Source organism: Pantoea sp. 1.19 (assembly GCF_001922585.1).
GTDB lineage: Bacteria > Pseudomonadota > Gammaproteobacteria > Enterobacterales > Enterobacteriaceae > 1-19.
The window spans coordinates 1-14,444 of sequence record NZ_MRBS01000014.1; the positions used below are offsets into that span (position 1 = coordinate 1).

Below are 14,444 nucleotides of genomic sequence, written 5' to 3' on the forward strand. Positions count from 1 at the left end.
CATTACTCACCCGTCCGCCACTCGTCACCCGAGAGCAAGCTCTCTGTGCTACCGTTCGACTTGCATGTGTTAGGCCTGCCGCCAGCGTTCAATCTGAGCCATGATCAAACTCTTCAATTAAAAAGCTTGATGCTCAAAGAATTAAACTTCGTAATGAATTACGTGTTCACTCTTGAGACTTGATATTTTTGAGCCCGRAGGCTTTTGATATCTGTCCTGTGAGTGCCCACACAGATTGTCTGATAAATTGTTAAAGAGCAGTGAGTTAGGCGCTTTCGCTTGCTAACTCGAGGTGGCGTATATTACGCTTTCCTCCTTCAGAGTCAACCTCTTTTTCAGAAGTTTTTCTCCGGCGGCGCCGGTGAATCCCGGGCCTCTGCACCGCACCCGCCGCGAGGCCGTTGTGCCGTGTCAGTGGTTGCGCATTATAGGGCGTTCGCCGCGGACCGCAACCACTAAATTACGATAAATAACGCGTTCGCTGCATTCCACAGCAAAAGACGCTGTTATACCCACTTACCCACATCCTTATCCACACCATCAGCGGTTATGCAATTTTGACGAGCATCACGCAAACGTTTTCGCTACAATGCCCGGCGAAAAAGTGGGCCACCCCAGGGGCGTAATCTGAAGCTTATCGCTTCTTCTGTAGCTAAGCTTGATGTCACGCTCTTCTTTATGCGAACCAAAGCCAAGGGATACAACCACCATGCAACAACCACGTCCTGTCCGCCGCGCGCTACTCAGCGTGTCTGATAAAGCCGGCATCCTCGAATTCGCTCAGGCCCTGGCCGCTCGCGGCGTTGAGCTGCTCTCTACCGGTGGCACCGCACGTCTGCTGGCGGAGGCCGGTTTATCCGTGACCGAAGTGTCCGACTACACCGGCTTCCCGGAAATGATGGATGGACGCGTCAAAACCCTGCATCCGAAAGTGCACGGCGGCATTCTCGGTCGTCGTGGCCAGGACGATGCCATCATGGCGCAGCACGAGATTGCGCCGATTGATATGGTGGTCGTCAACCTCTATCCCTTTGCGCAGACCGTCGCACGAGAAGGCTGCTCGCGAGAAGATGCGGTTGAGAACATCGATATTGGCGGCCCGACCATGGTGCGCTCCGCCGCCAAAAACCATAAAGACGTCGCCATCGTGGTAAAGAGCAGCGACTACGATGCGATCGTGGCTGAGCTGGACGCCAATGGAAATGCCCTGACGCTGGCGACCCGTTTCGATCTGGCGATTAAAGCCTTTGAGCATACCGCTGCCTATGACAGCATGATTGCCAACTACTTCGGGAGCCAGGTGCCCGCTTATCACGGCGACCGCCATGCTCCCGCCGGCCGCTTTCCGCGTACGCTGAACCTGAACTTTATTAAGAAGCAGGATATGCGCTATGGCGAGAACAGCCATCAGGCTGCCGCTTTCTATATAGAAGAGCATCTGACGGAGGCCTCCGTGGCCACCGCGCAGCAGCTGCAGGGTAAAGCGCTCTCCTACAACAACATTGCCGATACCGATGCCGCCCTTGAGTGTGTAAAAGCGTTTCGCGAGCCGGCCTGCGTGATCGTCAAGCATGCGAACCCGTGCGGCGTGGCGGTAGGCGATAACATTCTGACGGCCTACGAACGGGCTTATAAAACGGATCCTACTTCCGCCTTTGGCGGCATCATTGCCTTTAATCGCGAGCTGGACGAAGCCACCGCGCAGGCCATCATCAGCCGCCAGTTCGTGGAAGTGATAATAGCGCCTGCGGCCACTGAAGCTGCGTTGAAAGTGACCGCCGCCAAACAGAACGTGCGCGTGCTGATCTGCGGCGAGTGGCAGCAGCGCGTTCCCGGACTGGATGTGAAGCGCGTGAACGGTGGCCTGCTGGTTCAGGATCGCGATCTGGGGATGGTCGAGGCCGGCCAGCTCCGCGTGGTCACCGAGCGCCAGCCGACGGAACAGGAGCTGCGGGATGCGCTGTTTTGCTGGAAAGTAGCGAAATTTGTTAAGTCGAATGCCATCGTTTATGCCAAAGACAACATGACCGTCGGCATTGGTGCCGGTCAGATGAGCCGCGTTTACTCAGCAAAGATTGCCGGCATTAAAGCCGCGGATGAAGGCCTGGACGTTGCCGGCTGCGCGATGGCCTCTGACGCTTTCTTCCCGTTTCGCGATGGCATCGATGCCGCCGCGCAGGTCGGCATTACCTGCGTTATCCAGCCGGGCGGCTCGATTCGCGACGACGAAGTGATTGCCGCCGCCAACGAACACGGTATTGCGATGATCTTCACCGACATGCGTCACTTCCGTCATTAATCGGAGAACACAGATGAAAATTTTAATCATTGGTAACGGTGGTCGTGAACATGCCCTGGCATGGAAAGCCGCGCAGTCACCGTTAGCGGAGACGGTATTCGTCGCCCCCGGTAACGCCGGTACCGCCCTGGAGCCGACGTTGCAAAACGTCAATATCAGCGCGACCAACATCGAGGCGCTGCTGCACTTTGCACAGCAGGAGCAGATTGATCTGACTATCGTCGGACCGGAAGCGCCGTTGGTAAAAGGCGTGGTGGATACCTTTCGCGCCGCCGGTCTGAACATCTTTGGCCCCACGCAGGCAGCGGCGCAGCTGGAAGGCTCCAAGGCGTTCACCAAAGATTTTCTCGCCCGCCACCGCATCCCAACCGCGGAATACCAAAACTTTACCGAGGTCGAGCCCGCGCTGGCCTGGGTACGAGAGAAAGGCGCCCCCATTGTGATTAAGGCCGATGGCCTTGCCGCCGGGAAAGGGGTGATTGTCGCCATGACGCTGCGGGAAGCCGAGGACGCCATTCAGGATATGCTGGCGGGCAATGCGTTTGGCGATGCGGGACACCGCATCGTGGTGGAGGAGTTCCTCGACGGCGAAGAGGCCAGCTTTATCGTCATGGTGGATGGTGAACACGTCCTGCCGATGGCCACCAGTCAGGATCACAAACGCGTAGGCGATGGCGATACCGGCCTGAACACCGGCGGCATGGGCGCGTATTCACCGGCACCGGTCGTCAGCGATGCCATCCACCAGCGAGTGATGGATGAAATCATTTGGCCAACGGTCCGCGGGATGGCGGCGGAAGGTAACGTCTACACCGGCTTTCTGTACGCCGGTCTGATGATCGATGCCAGCGGCCAGCCAAAAGTGATCGAGTTTAACTGCCGCTTCGGCGATCCTGAAACCCAGCCGATCATGATGCGTCTGCAATCCGATCTGGTGGATCTTTGTCTTGCCGCCTGCGCCGGGCAGCTGGATCAGAAGGATTCCGTCTGGGATCCGCGTCCGGCGCTGGGCGTCGTTCTGGCCGCTGGCGGTTATCCGGGGGAGTATGCGACCGGTGACGTGATCCACGGCTTACCGCTGACGAACGCGGCGGATGGCAAGGTGTTTCACGCCGGCACCACGTTGCAAAACGACGATCGGGTGGTGACCAACGGTGGCCGCGTGCTGTGCGTCACGGCGCTGGGCGAAGACGTGGCCGCGGCGCAGCAGCGTGCCTATGCGCTGGCAGCGCCCATCCACTGGGAAGGCAGTTTCTGTCGGACAGACATTGGCTATCGGGCCATTGGACGCCCATCGAACTGACGGTGCGCTCACGCCGCCCGCCGGTGGCGGGCGGCGTTTAGAAGTCAGCGGCCGTGGGCTCGCTGGCACACACGTCGCCGGCTTCGGCGAGGATCAGTTGAGTGCCCTGCGGGGCTTCCAGCCAGGCCACGCTAACCGGCGTCACGGAGCGCGCCTGAACCTGTTGAATCAGTTGGCGCGATGCCCGATCGAAAGCGGGCTGCTGCGGCTGCCCCTGACAATTGATCACGGTGCCCTTACCCTGCCAGCGCCCCTGGGTCATGAATACCCGTCCTGCCAGCAAGTCGTCACTCAGCGCCAGCATCCGCTGGGCATCAAACTGATACAGGGCCACCGCCTCGTCAGAGACCGCCTGTCGCTGTCCGTCCCGCTGGCGCTGCATATAATTAAGTTCTCCCGCGGTATCAAACCGCAGCGTCACCGTTTCCGGATGCGCACCGCGCGTTTCGCGAGTGATGGCCGTCAGGGTGTGCCCCTGCCAGTGATATTCACTGAGTTCGGTCGGAGCCCGATCGCCATCGAAAGGCGTATACACCGTCTGAATATGAACGTGATGCGCTTCGCTGTTTTTGCGCCAGATACGTACCGTGCCGCGATCGGCAAGGTAGCCGCTGGCGGTAAAATCAGGCACGGAAGGCTTACTGCTACAGCCGTTCAGCAGCAATAACGCCAGCAAGATGCCAGCCAAACGCAGAGCGTCTGTCATTCATCCCCCTGTCAGGCCTCAAAACAAAAGGGGCGAATATTCGCCCCTTGAAAATGCCTTTCCGGTACGCTTACTTAACAGCGTCTTTCAGTGCTTTACCCGATACGAAAGCGGGTACGTTAGCAGCGGCGATTTTAATCTCGTTACCCGTCTGCGGGTTGCGGCCAGTGCGCTCAGCGCGGTGGTTAACTTTAAACGTGCCAAAACCAACCAGTTGTACAGCATCACCTTCTTTCAGAGACTCGGTAATTGCAGCCAGAGTAGATTCCAGAGCCGCCTTAGCCTGAGCCTTGGACAGATCTGCTTTGTCGGCAATTACATCAATCAGTTGAGTCTTGTTCATAAGTTATCCTTACAGTGTATTTATCGCTTGCTAAGCTTCGAGTGCGAGGGAAAAGCCATTTGCCCAATGTCTTTCAAACCGCAGCGTCTCACTACCGTTTGAAAGCCTGTGGGGAAGTGTTTGCACTCTCCTGCATAACACGCACCGATAGCCACATTTTTCAGCCCCCCAAATGTAGACCAGAGAGGGGGCGGATGTGAAGCCTCCAGGCGCGGTAAATCGGGCCTGAATTCACGTTTTCTTGCGTTATTGGTTAAAAGTTATACCGATGTTACTGATCGCCGCTTCCCGCAGGTCTGCGCGCAGGCCTTTAATCAATTCGATGTCCCGTTCTTCACACGCGGCCAGCAGGCGGAAAATCTCCCACTGGATATCCCACTCATCAGCAACCGCAGGATTCTCTTTCAGCTCTTCGTCGGTCATTTCGCGTCCTGCCTGGGTCATCTCCAGCATCGCCACCGTGGTGATGGAGGTCTCGCTCACCTCAATCGCCTGCTCAAGGGTTTCACCGCTCAGTAGCGCGTGAATCAGATCGCTCAGTGCCACGCAGGCGTCAATGGCCGGATAGACGCCGTACAGATCGTAATCCTCCGCCGAGGGAATGGCGGCTTCCAGTTTTTCGAGCTGACTATCAAAATTCACTCTGGCGTCTTTTACCGTCAGGGTTTCCCATACCAGATCCAGTATGCGGCGGTAGAGCTGCGCATCGCCGAACTGCGTTTCCTGGCAAAAGGCCTGATAGTTAGGGTACATACGCTCGCACAGGCAAGCCATAAAGGTCTGATGCTGCCAGCTGGCCAGCTTCTCCAGACGCAGGTGAATAGGGTTACGTAACATAGTGACGCTCTCTAAAGGTGATTCTGGCGGCATTGTACCTGAAAAGGGGCAGTGGTACCTGCTTATCCCTGCCGCGCCTGCCAGCGTAGAAAGGCCGCGCGACGCGACGCGACGGCGTCCGCCCAGCGGGTAGGTTCGGGCAATCGGTAACCCGCCATGCAGTTGATGACCCACTGCAGTGCGCTCTGCTGACTGACGCGATGGCCAATGGAGATAAACAGGGGATTGCAGCGCGGCTTGCTGCGCCAGACCCAGCCAAGCTGTTCATCGCGCTGATACAGCGGCTGTAGCGCACCGACGGCAGCATCCAGGGGGGCATAGTCGCCGCACAGGCGCCGCTTGGCGACGCCGATGGTCGGCACATTGGCCAGCAGCCCGAAATGGGAGGCGACTCCCAGCCGGCGCGGATGGGCAATGCCCTGCCCGTCTACCAGCACCAGATCCGGTTTGCGGCTGAGTTGACCCCACGCCTGCATCAGCGCCGGCGTTTCGCGAAAAGAGAGGAATCCCGGAATATAGGGCAGCGAAGTTGGCTGGCGCGCCACCTGATACTCCAGCAGTTGCAGTGACGGCCACGCCAGCAGCACCATCGCCGCGCGGGTGATCTCACCGCCCTGCTCGAACCCCACATCGGCTCCGCCAATCAGCGTCGGCGGCGGGCGGCCGACGTCATCTTCCCGCACCACCTGCGTGGCGCGCGCGCGCTGCTCTTCACGCCATCCCTGGATATCCATTTTCCCTCCCGCTTAGCGTTAGCCCTGATGATACGGTCTGGACAGTCGGTGCACCGCCTCAACAAAGGCGCCGGCATGGTCCGGTGGCACATCCAGGTGAATACCGTGACCAAGATTGAAGACGTGGCCGTTACCCGCGCCAAAGCCCTGTAGTATACTGGCCACCTCTTGCTCAATGCGCGCCGGCGAAGCATACAGCATCGACGGATCCATATTGCCCTGCAGCGCGACTTTATCCCCCACCCGGCGCCGGGCATCGGCCATATCCGTGGTCCAGTCAAGGCCGAGCGCATCGCAGCCGGTGGCCGCCATCGCTTCCAGCCACTGTCCGCCACCTTTAGTAAACAGCGTAACCGGTACCCGGCGACCGTCATGCTCGCGCTGCAGCCCGTCGACAATCTGGTGCATGTAGTGCAGTGAAAACGCACGATAATCGCGACCGGTCAGTACCCCGCCCCAGGTGTCAAAAATCATCACTGACTGTGCCCCGGCGCGAATCTGCGCATTCAGGTAGAGCGTGACGCTTTGCGCCAGCTTGTCCAGCATCGCATGCAGGCTGTCAGGATCGGCATACATCATTTTCTTCACTTTAGTGAAGGCCTTACTGCCCCCACCCTCCACCATGTAGGTGGCCAGCGTCCACGGGCTGCCGGAAAAGCCGATCAGCGGCACTGCGCCCTGCAGATTTTTGCGAATCGTGCGTACGGCGTTCATCACGTAGCCCAGTTCCTGCTCTGGATCCGGGACCGGCAGCTTGTCCACGTCGGCACGGCAGGTGATCGGGCGGGCAAAGCGCGGTCCTTCGCCGGCTTCAAACCACAGGCCCAGCCCCATCGCATCCGGAATGGTCAGAATGTCGGAGAACAGGATCGCCGCATCCAGCGGGAAACGCCGCAGCGGCTGCAGCGTAACTTCGCAGGCCAGTTCGGCATTTTTGCACAGCGACATAAAATCGCCCGCTTCCGCCCGGGTGGCTTTATATTCCGGCAAATAGCGCCCCGCCTGACGCATCATCCATACCGGCGTCACATCCACCGGCTGGCGTAGCAGGGCACGTAAATAGCGATCGTTTTTTAATTCGGTCATCGGTCAGGCTCTCTCAAAATGTGGCCTAGTGTAGCACTGTTAGCCCGCGCTGCGGCACAGCGCGACGGTATCCTCGATCAGACGCCGGGCAATGGTACCCGGCGGTGGCAGCGGTGGGAGTGCATCGTAACGATACCAGTTGGCGCTGCTCAGCTCTTTGGCATCAATGCGAATATCACCGCTGTCGTAGTCGGCCATAAACGCCATCATCAGCGACATTGGAAACGGCCACGGCTGTGATGCTACGTAGCGCACGTTCTTTATCTGCAGTCCGCTCTCCTCCATCACCTCGCGCGCGACGGTTTGCTCCAGCGTTTCGCCGACCTCAACAAAGCCGGCCAGTACGGTGTGAATTCCATTGCGGCTGCGCTGGTGCTCCGCCAGTAGAATCGCGTCACCCCGGCGAATCGCCACAATCATGCAGGGAGCAATTTGCGGATAGTAGCGTTGACGGCAGCGATCGCACAGGCAGGCCCACTCGCTGCGGCTGTGGCGCATTTCATGGCCGCAGTAGCCACACCAGCGGTGCGAACGGAAAAACTCCGCCAGCTGTACGCCGCGGCCGGCCAGTTGGAATAACCCTTTATCCACATCCAGTAGCTGACGCAGCGAGCCCATCTGCTGCGGCTGCTCACCCTGAATCAGCCACACCGGATCTCCCTGCCACTCACCGATTTTTCGCCCCCGGCGGCCGGTCAATGAGAGGGATTCCGCCGTGCCGTGTGGTAAATCTCCCTCGGGTAGCCAAAGTTTCTGCTCGCTACTGACAATCCACCAGCCAGCGTCTACGCTTACCAGTTCACGTTCCATAAAAATTCCGTTCCTCAGCGTTAGGGCTGTTATTACCGTCGCGCTAAAACTATAACTCATGGAGTCAACCATGCTTAACCACTTAGATGGTCTAACCGCGCGCGTAGGCGGAAACAACCCGCTGATCGATAGCTGGCTTACCGCGCGGCGTCAGCTGCTGGTAGCCTATTATCAGGCCGTGGGGCTGAAACCGGCGAAAAGTTCGCTGACCACCCTGGATGACAAAGCCATGGATGCATTTTGCCAGAATCTGGTCGATTATTTATCGACTGGCCATTTCAGTATCTACCAACGGCTGATTGATCAAATCCAGAACAGCCATCCGCTCAGCAGCGCCGGCCAGATCTGCCAGCCCCTCGAGAGCAACACCGATACGCTGATGCGGTTGTACGATTCCCACCTGGCGCAGGCGATTACGGATGATAACTGTCTGGAGTTTCAGCAGGCCCTGTCGGAGGTAGGCGAAACGCTGGAAGCGCGCTTCACGCTGGAAGATGCGCTGATCATGCTGGCTTATGAGCAGAATCAGCATCCTCATGGCGCCGCCAACGATAGCCAAATCGATCGCCCCGCCTGATTCTGCCCTGCCGAAAATGGCTTGAGCTTTTGGTTGTCCCCTCTTATGCTGGAGGGGTGTTGCACCGCTGTACGTAACACGTTTTCTTGTCGGAGTGCCCTTTGGGGCTGAGACCGTTCATTCGGGATCCGCGGAACCTGATCAGGTTAGTACCTGCGAAGGGAACAAGAGTAAACCGTCAGCCATGCTGCCTTTGTGGCTCACATCATCCGTTTTTTTACTCCTGCCGCACTTCGGACAAGCCCACTCCCCCTTTAAACTGGAATGAGCTATGTCTGCAACTGAACCCACCCTTTCACGCCGCGAGCAACGCGCCCGGGCCCAGCAGTTTATTGACTCACTGCGCGGCAGCGCCTTTCCCAACTCATCGCGCATTTGGATTACCGGTTCGCACCCCGACATTCGCGTACCGATGCGTGAGATTCAGCTGAGTCCAACTCCGATTGGTGGCGGCCAGTCCCCACAGTTCGAAGCCAATGAGCCCATACCGGTATACGACACCGCCGGCCCCTATGGCGATCCACAGGCCGATATTGACGTGCGTAAGGGACTGATGCCACTACGCGCGCGCTGGATAGCAGCGCGCGACGATAGCGACACGCTGCCGGCACGCAGCTCCGCCTACGCACAGCAGCGCCTGGCGGATGAGGGTCTGGATCACCTGCGCTTTGAGCAGCACCCAACCCCGCGCCGCGCGCGCGCCGGGCATCGCGTCACCCAGCTGTACTACGCCCGCCAGGGATGGATTACCCCGGAGATGGAGTTTATCGCGCTGCGGGAGAATATGGGCCGCGAACGGATTCGCAGCAGCGTACTGAATCAGCAGCATCCAGGGCAGGCCTTTGGCGCCAGGCTGCCGGAAAATATCACCCCGGAATTTGTTCGCCAGGAGGTCGCTGCCGGCCGGGCCATCATCCCGGCCAACATTAACCATCCGGAGGCTGAGCCGATGATCATTGGCCGCAACTTTCTGGTAAAGGTGAACGCCAATATCGGCAACTCCGCGGTCAGCTCCTCGATAGAAGAGGAAGTCGAAAAACTGGTCTGGGCAACACGCTGGGGGGCCGACACGGTGATGGATCTCTCGACCGGTCGCTACATTCATGAAACCCGCGAGTGGATCCTGCGCAACAGCCCGGTACCGATTGGCACCGTGCCGATTTACCAGGCGCTGGAAAAAGTGAACGGCATCGCCGAAAACCTCACCTGGGAAGCCTTCCGCGACACGCTGCTGGAGCAGGCGGAACAGGGTGTAGACTACTTCACGATTCACGCTGGCGTGCTGCTGCGCTACGTGCCGATGACCGCAAAGCGTCTGACCGGTATCGTCTCCCGCGGCGGGTCCATCATGGCAAAATGGTGTCTGTCACATCATCAGGAAAACTTCCTCTACGAGCATTTCCGTGAGATTTGTGAAATCTGCGCCGCCTATGACGTGTCCTTGTCGCTGGGCGATGGACTGCGCCCCGGCTCTCTTCAGGACGCCAACGACGAAGCACAGTTCGCCGAGCTGCATACGCTGGGAGCGTTAACCCATATCGCCTGGGAATACGACGTCCAGGTGATGATTGAAGGGCCAGGCCATGTACCGATGCAGATGATCCGTCGCAACATGACTGAGCAGCTGGCGCACTGCCACGAAGCGCCGTTCTACACTCTCGGGCCGCTGACCACGGATATCGCGCCGGGCTACGACCACTTTACCTCCGGGATTGGTGCCGCGATGATCGGCTGGTTCGGCTGTGCGATGCTCTGCTACGTGACGCCGAAGGAGCACCTCGGCCTGCCAAACAAAGAGGATGTGAAGCAGGGGCTGATTACCTATAAGATCGCCGCCCACGCCGCCGATCTCGCCAAGGGGCATCCCGGGGCACAAATCCGCGATAATGCCATGTCGAAAGCCCGCTTTGAGTTCCGCTGGGAAGACCAGTTTAACCTGGCGCTGGATCCGCATACCGCCCGCGCCTATCACGATGAAACGCTGCCGCAGGACTCCGGTAAAGTCGCGCATTTCTGCTCGATGTGCGGACCCAAATTCTGCTCAATGAAAATGACACAGGAGGTGCGCGATTACGCGGCGGCGTTGGAAGCGCAACCGGTTCAGATCGAAATGGCAAGCGTGTCAGCCCGCTTTCGCCAGCGCGTTGGGGAACGTGATCACCCCACCCAGGCGTCCGACGCGGAGAAGCAGCCATGAGGCCAGCCTTTCCCAGCGTGCCGCACAGGCTCGGTCTCTATCCGGTGGTCGACAGCCCTAAATGGATAGAGCGCCTGCTGGCGCACGGCGTGCGTACCCTGCAGTTGCGCATCAAAGATCGCGCCGATCGGCAGGTCGGGGCAGACATTGCCGCGGCCGTCGCCCTCGGCCGCCGCTATCGCGCCCGGGTATTTATCAACGATCACTGGCGGCTTGCCGTACAGCACGGCGCTTACGGCGTGCACCTCGGTCAGGACGATCTCGATGTGGCCGATCTCCACGCCATCCATAGCGCGGGGCTGCGCCTGGGGCTGTCAACCCACGATGATGCCGAGCTGGATCGCGCGCTGGCCTGTCGCCCCTCCTATATTGCGCTTGGTCATCTTTTCCCTACGCAAACCAAAGTCATGCCTTCTGCGCCACAGGGCCTGGCGGAGCTACGCCGCCACCTGACGCGACTGCAGCAGATCCCTACCGTGGCTATCGGGGGGATTTCGCTGGCGCGAGCGCCCGAAGTGCTGGCGACCGGCGTGGGCAGCATAGCGGTCGTCAGCGCCATTACCGCCGCTGACGACTGGCAGCGCGCTACCGCGACGCTGCTGGCACTGGCCGGCAGCGGGGGCGACGTGGATGCTTAACGATCGTGATTTTATGCGCTACAGCCGTCAGCTACTGCTGGAGGAGTTTGGACTTGAGGCGCAGCAAATGCTGAGCCAGAGCCGGGTGCTGGTCGTTGGTCTGGGCGGCCTTGGCTCGCCGGCCGCGCTCTACCTGGCGGCGGCCGGCGTCGGCACCCTGTGGCTGGCCGATGACGACGCGCTGCACATCAGCAACCTGCAGCGGCAAATTCTGTTTCGTGACGCCGATGCCGGGGCCAATAAAGCCGCGCGGGCACAGCAGCACTTGCAGGCCCTGAATCCGCGTATTCGCTGCCATACGCTGGTGCAGCACATGGATAGCACCGCGCTGCACCACCACGTGCCGGCGGTAGATCTGGTACTGGACTGCAGCGATAACATGCAGACCCGGCACGCTATTAACGCCGCCTGCGTAATACACGCTACTCCGCTGATCAGCGCCAGCGCGGTGGGCTTCGGCGGCCAGTTAATGGTACTGACCCCACCGTATCACCACGGCTGCTTTCGCTGCCTGTGGCCGGAGGATAACGAACCGGAACGTAACTGTCGCACCGCCGGGATACTCGGTCCGGTAGTCGGCGTCATGGGTACCCTGCAGGCGCTGGAGGCCATCCGGCTGCTGACCGGTCAGCGCTCGCCGCTGGACGGCAAACTGCGGTTATTTGACGGACGGCAACAGGCCTGGCGCACCCTGACGCTGGCGCGTACTCCGGCCTGCCCGGTATGTGGAGGGGCCGATGCACATCACCGTAAATGACGCACCGCAGGCGCTGGCGCCCGGACAAACGCTGCTTCAGCTGCTGACGGCGCTCGCTCAGCCGCTCACCGGCACCGCGCTCGCGGTTAACGGTGCCATCGTTCCCCGCGAGCGTTGGCAGCATTATTCCCTTCAGGCGGGCGATGACGTGGTGCTATTTCGCGTCATTGCCGGAGGTTAACCATGCTTGAGATTGCGCAACGGCGCTTCGATTCGCGCCTGTTTACCGGTACCGGCAAGTTCGCCAGTGCCGCCCTGATGCTGGAAAGTCTGCGGGCCTGCGGCAGTCAGCTGGTGACGCTGGCGATGAAGCGGGTAGATCTCCGCGGCGGGGAAGATAATATTCTGCAACCGCTGCAACAATTGGGAGTCCAACTGTTGCCGAACACCTCCGGTGCCAAAACCGCGGATGAAGCGGTATTTGCCGCGCGCCTGGCGCGCGAGGCGCTGGGTACCCACTGGATCAAACTGGAGATCCATCCCGATCCGCGCTGGCTGCTGCCAGATCCGATTGAAACGCTGCGCGCCGCCGGGCGGCTGGTGCGGGAAGGTTTTGTGGTATTGCCATACTGCGGCGCCGATCCGGTGCTGTGCAGGCGACTGGAAGAGGTGGGTTGCGCCGCGGTGATGCCGCTCGGTGCGCCCATTGGCAGTAATCAGGGACTGAAAACCCGCGACTTTCTGGCTATCATCATCGAACAAGCAGGCGTACCCGTGGTGGTGGATGCCGGTATCGGCGCGCCCAGCCACGCCAGCGAGGCAATGGAGATGGGCGCCGATGCCGTGCTGGTGAATACGGCTATCGCGGTTGCGCAAGATCCCATCACCATGGCCCGCGCTTTTCGGCTGGCGGTGGAGGCCGGGCGACTGGGCTTCCAAAGCGGAGCGCGCGGTGCGCAGTGCGAGGCCGTCGCGTCGTCCCCCCTGACCGCCTTTCTGTCAGAGAGCGGGGGGTAGCGGATGGCTGATTTTCTTACCCGCTGGCAACAGCTGGACTGGGATGACATTACCCTGCGTATCCACAGCCAAACTTCCCGCGACGTCGAGCGGGCGCTGAATGCCACGCAAATAGATCGCAGTGGACTGATGGCGCTGCTCTCACCGGCGGCGGCGGCCTATCTTGAACCGCTGGCGCGTCGTGCGCAGCAGCTAACCCGCCAGCGTTTTGGTCATACCGTGGGCATTTACGCCCCGCTGTATCTCTCCAACCTGTGCGCCAATGACTGTACTTACTGTGGCTTTTCGATGAGCAACCGCATTAAGCGCAAAACGCTGGACGCGCAGGAGATTGCCCGCGAGTGCGATGCCCTTCGCGCCCTCGGCTTTGATCAACTGCTGCTGGTCACCGGCGAGCATCAGAGTAAAGTCGGAATGGACTATTTTCGTCGCCATCTGCCGGCCATCCGCGCGCGCTTCAGCTCGGTGATGATGGAGGTACAGCCGCTGACGCAGTCTGATTACGCGGCGCTGAAACCCCTCGGACTGGATGGCGTGCTGGTCTATCAGGAGACTTACCATCAGGGTCACTATGCCCGTCATCACCTGAAGGGTAATAAGCAGGACTTTTTTTATCGGCTGGAGACGCCTGACCGCCTGGGCCGCGCCGGGATCGATAAGATAGGACTGGGTGCGCTGATTGGGCTGGCGGATAACTGGCGTACCGACTGCTATATGCTGGCAGAACATCTGCTATGGCTACAGCGTCGCTGGTGGCAATCGCACTACTCGCTGGCGTTTCCGCGCCTGCGCCCCTGCGCCGGCGGGATCCCCGCCGCATCACTGATGAGTGAATCGCAACTGGTGCAGACTCTGTGCGCGTTTCGCCTGTTTGCGCCAGCCGTGGATCTGACGCTCTCCACCCGCGAGTCGCCGGCGTTTCGCGACAGCGTAGTGCCGCTGGCGATCACCCAAATGAGTGCTTTCTCGAAAACACAGCCGGGCGGCTATGCGGAAAATCGTCCGGAGCTGGAGCAGTTTACTCCCCACGACGGGCGCACACCGCAGCAGGTGGCCGCGGCGCTGCGCGGAGCCGGACTGCAGCCAGTGTGGAAGGACTGGGAGTTTTTTTTGGGAAGGGAGACGTAAATGCCATGAAAGTACCGCATCGGGCGAAATTTTGTGTGAATCTGCGCCGCAGGAGCGCGATGCTGCGCTCGC

The 14,444-nt window shown here is 59.9% G+C and carries 15 protein-coding genes, 1 rRNA gene and 1 riboswitch; of the genes, 9 read left to right on the plus strand and 7 right to left on the minus strand.

Annotated features, from left to right (window positions below):
• A 16S ribosomal RNA gene (locus BS626_RS17105) occupies nucleotides 1-120 on the minus strand; the annotation flags it as partial.
• 589 nt (nucleotides 121-709) lie between these two features.
• Here BS626_RS17105 and purH point away from each other — a divergent pair.
• Both purH and purD read left to right on the plus strand, forming a co-directional pair.
• Nucleotides 710-2,299, plus strand: a complete 1,590-nt coding sequence (gene purH, locus BS626_RS17110) for a bifunctional phosphoribosylaminoimidazolecarboxamide formyltransferase/IMP cyclohydrolase (protein ID WP_075183588.1) — start codon at nucleotides 710-712, stop codon at nucleotides 2,297-2,299.
• A gap of 13 nt (nucleotides 2,300-2,312) precedes the next feature.
• Nucleotides 2,313-3,602, plus strand: coding sequence for a phosphoribosylamine--glycine ligase (gene purD, locus BS626_RS17115; protein ID WP_075183589.1), 1,290 nt, complete (start codon nucleotides 2,313-2,315; stop codon nucleotides 3,600-3,602).
• A 37-nt stretch (nucleotides 3,603-3,639) separates the two neighbouring features.
• Here purD and BS626_RS17120 read toward each other — a convergent pair whose 3' ends face one another.
• The 6 genes from BS626_RS17120 to nudC all read right to left on the minus strand — a co-directional run bounded on the left by BS626_RS17120 (nucleotide 3,640) and on the right by nudC (nucleotide 8,118).
• Nucleotides 3,640-4,308 carry a DUF1481 domain-containing protein gene (locus tag BS626_RS17120; protein WP_075183590.1) on the minus strand — a complete coding sequence of 223 codons (669 nt, stop codon included), beginning with the start codon at nucleotides 4,306-4,308 and terminating at the stop codon, nucleotides 3,640-3,642.
• Between the two features lie 70 nt (nucleotides 4,309-4,378).
• Nucleotides 4,379-4,651: a nucleoid-associated protein HU-alpha gene (hupA, locus tag BS626_RS17125; protein WP_004097675.1), complete on the minus strand. Its 273-nt coding sequence runs from the start codon at nucleotides 4,649-4,651 to the stop codon at nucleotides 4,379-4,381.
• Between the two features lie 246 nt (nucleotides 4,652-4,897).
• Complete coding sequence (locus tag BS626_RS17130; protein ID WP_075183591.1) at nucleotides 4,898-5,488, minus strand: YjaG family protein; 591 nt, start codon at nucleotides 5,486-5,488, stop codon at nucleotides 4,898-4,900.
• Nucleotides 5,489-5,550: 62 nt separating this feature from the next.
• The gene (gene nfi / locus BS626_RS17135) at nucleotides 5,551-6,222 is read right to left on the minus strand and encodes a deoxyribonuclease V (RefSeq protein ID WP_075183592.1); all 672 of its coding nucleotides are present in this window, start codon (nucleotides 6,220-6,222) and stop codon (nucleotides 5,551-5,553) included.
• Between the two features lie 18 nt (nucleotides 6,223-6,240).
• On the minus strand, nucleotides 6,241-7,308 hold the full coding sequence (gene hemE / locus BS626_RS17140; RefSeq protein ID WP_075183593.1) for a uroporphyrinogen decarboxylase: 1,068 nt from the start codon (nucleotides 7,306-7,308) through the stop codon (nucleotides 6,241-6,243).
• Nucleotides 7,309-7,347: 39 nt separating this feature from the next.
• The gene (nudC, locus tag BS626_RS17145; protein ID WP_075183594.1) at nucleotides 7,348-8,118 is read right to left on the minus strand and encodes an NAD(+) diphosphatase; all 771 of its coding nucleotides are present in this window, start codon (nucleotides 8,116-8,118) and stop codon (nucleotides 7,348-7,350) included.
• A 70-nt stretch (nucleotides 8,119-8,188) separates the two neighbouring features.
• Between nudC and BS626_RS17150 the strand changes: the two genes are divergently transcribed.
• The 7 genes from BS626_RS17150 to thiH all read left to right on the plus strand — a co-directional run bounded on the left by BS626_RS17150 (nucleotide 8,189) and on the right by thiH (nucleotide 14,372).
• Nucleotides 8,189-8,695, plus strand: coding sequence for an Rsd/AlgQ family anti-sigma factor (locus BS626_RS17150; RefSeq protein ID WP_075183595.1), 507 nt, complete (start codon nucleotides 8,189-8,191; stop codon nucleotides 8,693-8,695).
• Between the two features lie 80 nt (nucleotides 8,696-8,775).
• A riboswitch (TPP riboswitch) is annotated at nucleotides 8,776-8,876 on the plus strand.
• Between the two features lie 90 nt (nucleotides 8,877-8,966).
• A complete protein-coding gene (thiC, locus tag BS626_RS17155) occupies nucleotides 8,967-10,892 on the plus strand; it encodes a phosphomethylpyrimidine synthase ThiC (protein WP_075183596.1) in 1,926 nt (641 codons plus the stop codon).
• Nucleotides 10,889-11,530 (plus strand): thiamine phosphate synthase, encoded by a 642-nt coding sequence (gene thiE, locus BS626_RS17160; RefSeq protein ID WP_075183597.1) that lies wholly within the window; start codon nucleotides 10,889-10,891, stop codon nucleotides 11,528-11,530. The genes thiC and thiE overlap by 4 nt, the downstream gene beginning before the upstream one ends.
• Entirely contained in the window at nucleotides 11,523-12,287 is a 765-nt protein-coding gene (locus BS626_RS17165) for a HesA/MoeB/ThiF family protein (protein WP_075183598.1), read from the plus strand. Before thiE ends, BS626_RS17165 begins: the two co-directional genes overlap by 8 nt.
• Nucleotides 12,268-12,468: a sulfur carrier protein ThiS gene (gene thiS, locus BS626_RS17170; protein ID WP_075183599.1), complete on the plus strand. Its 201-nt coding sequence runs from the start codon at nucleotides 12,268-12,270 to the stop codon at nucleotides 12,466-12,468. Before BS626_RS17165 ends, thiS begins: the two co-directional genes overlap by 20 nt.
• 2 nt (nucleotides 12,469-12,470) lie before the next feature.
• Nucleotides 12,471-13,244: a thiazole synthase gene (locus tag BS626_RS17175; RefSeq protein WP_075183600.1), complete on the plus strand. Its 774-nt coding sequence runs from the start codon at nucleotides 12,471-12,473 to the stop codon at nucleotides 13,242-13,244.
• A gap of 3 nt (nucleotides 13,245-13,247) precedes the next feature.
• Nucleotides 13,248-14,372, plus strand: a complete 1,125-nt coding sequence (gene thiH, locus BS626_RS17180) for a 2-iminoacetate synthase ThiH (protein ID WP_075183601.1) — start codon at nucleotides 13,248-13,250, stop codon at nucleotides 14,370-14,372.
• The last annotated feature ends 72 nt before the right edge of the window (nucleotides 14,373-14,444 follow it).

Coding starts and splice junctions, on each gene's coding strand:
- hupA (WP_004097675.1), bottom strand. CDS start 4,651: ATGAACAAGACTCAACTGATTGATGTAATTGCCGACAAAGCAGATCTG.
- thiE (WP_075183597.1), top strand. CDS start 10,889: ATGAGGCCAGCCTTTCCCAGCGTGCCGCACAGGCTCGGTCTCTATCCG.
- thiS (WP_075183599.1), top strand. CDS start 12,268: ATGCACATCACCGTAAATGACGCACCGCAGGCGCTGGCGCCCGGACAA.
- thiH (WP_075183601.1), top strand. CDS start 13,248: ATGGCTGATTTTCTTACCCGCTGGCAACAGCTGGACTGGGATGACATT.
- hemE (WP_075183593.1), bottom strand. CDS start 7,308: ATGACCGAATTAAAAAACGATCGCTATTTACGTGCCCTGCTACGCCAG.
- thiC (WP_075183596.1), top strand. CDS start 8,967: ATGTCTGCAACTGAACCCACCCTTTCACGCCGCGAGCAACGCGCCCGG.
- nfi (WP_075183592.1), bottom strand. CDS start 6,222: ATGGATATCCAGGGATGGCGTGAAGAGCAGCGCGCGCGCGCCACGCAG.
- purH (WP_075183588.1), top strand. CDS start 710: ATGCAACAACCACGTCCTGTCCGCCGCGCGCTACTCAGCGTGTCTGAT.
- BS626_RS17165 (WP_075183598.1), top strand. CDS start 11,523: ATGCTTAACGATCGTGATTTTATGCGCTACAGCCGTCAGCTACTGCTG.
- nudC (WP_075183594.1), bottom strand. CDS start 8,118: ATGGAACGTGAACTGGTAAGCGTAGACGCTGGCTGGTGGATTGTCAGT.
- purD (WP_075183589.1), top strand. CDS start 2,313: ATGAAAATTTTAATCATTGGTAACGGTGGTCGTGAACATGCCCTGGCA.
- BS626_RS17150 (WP_075183595.1), top strand. CDS start 8,189: ATGCTTAACCACTTAGATGGTCTAACCGCGCGCGTAGGCGGAAACAAC.
- BS626_RS17175 (WP_075183600.1), top strand. CDS start 12,471: ATGCTTGAGATTGCGCAACGGCGCTTCGATTCGCGCCTGTTTACCGGT.
- BS626_RS17130 (WP_075183591.1), bottom strand. CDS start 5,488: ATGTTACGTAACCCTATTCACCTGCGTCTGGAGAAGCTGGCCAGCTGG.
- BS626_RS17120 (WP_075183590.1), bottom strand. CDS start 4,308: ATGACAGACGCTCTGCGTTTGGCTGGCATCTTGCTGGCGTTATTGCTG.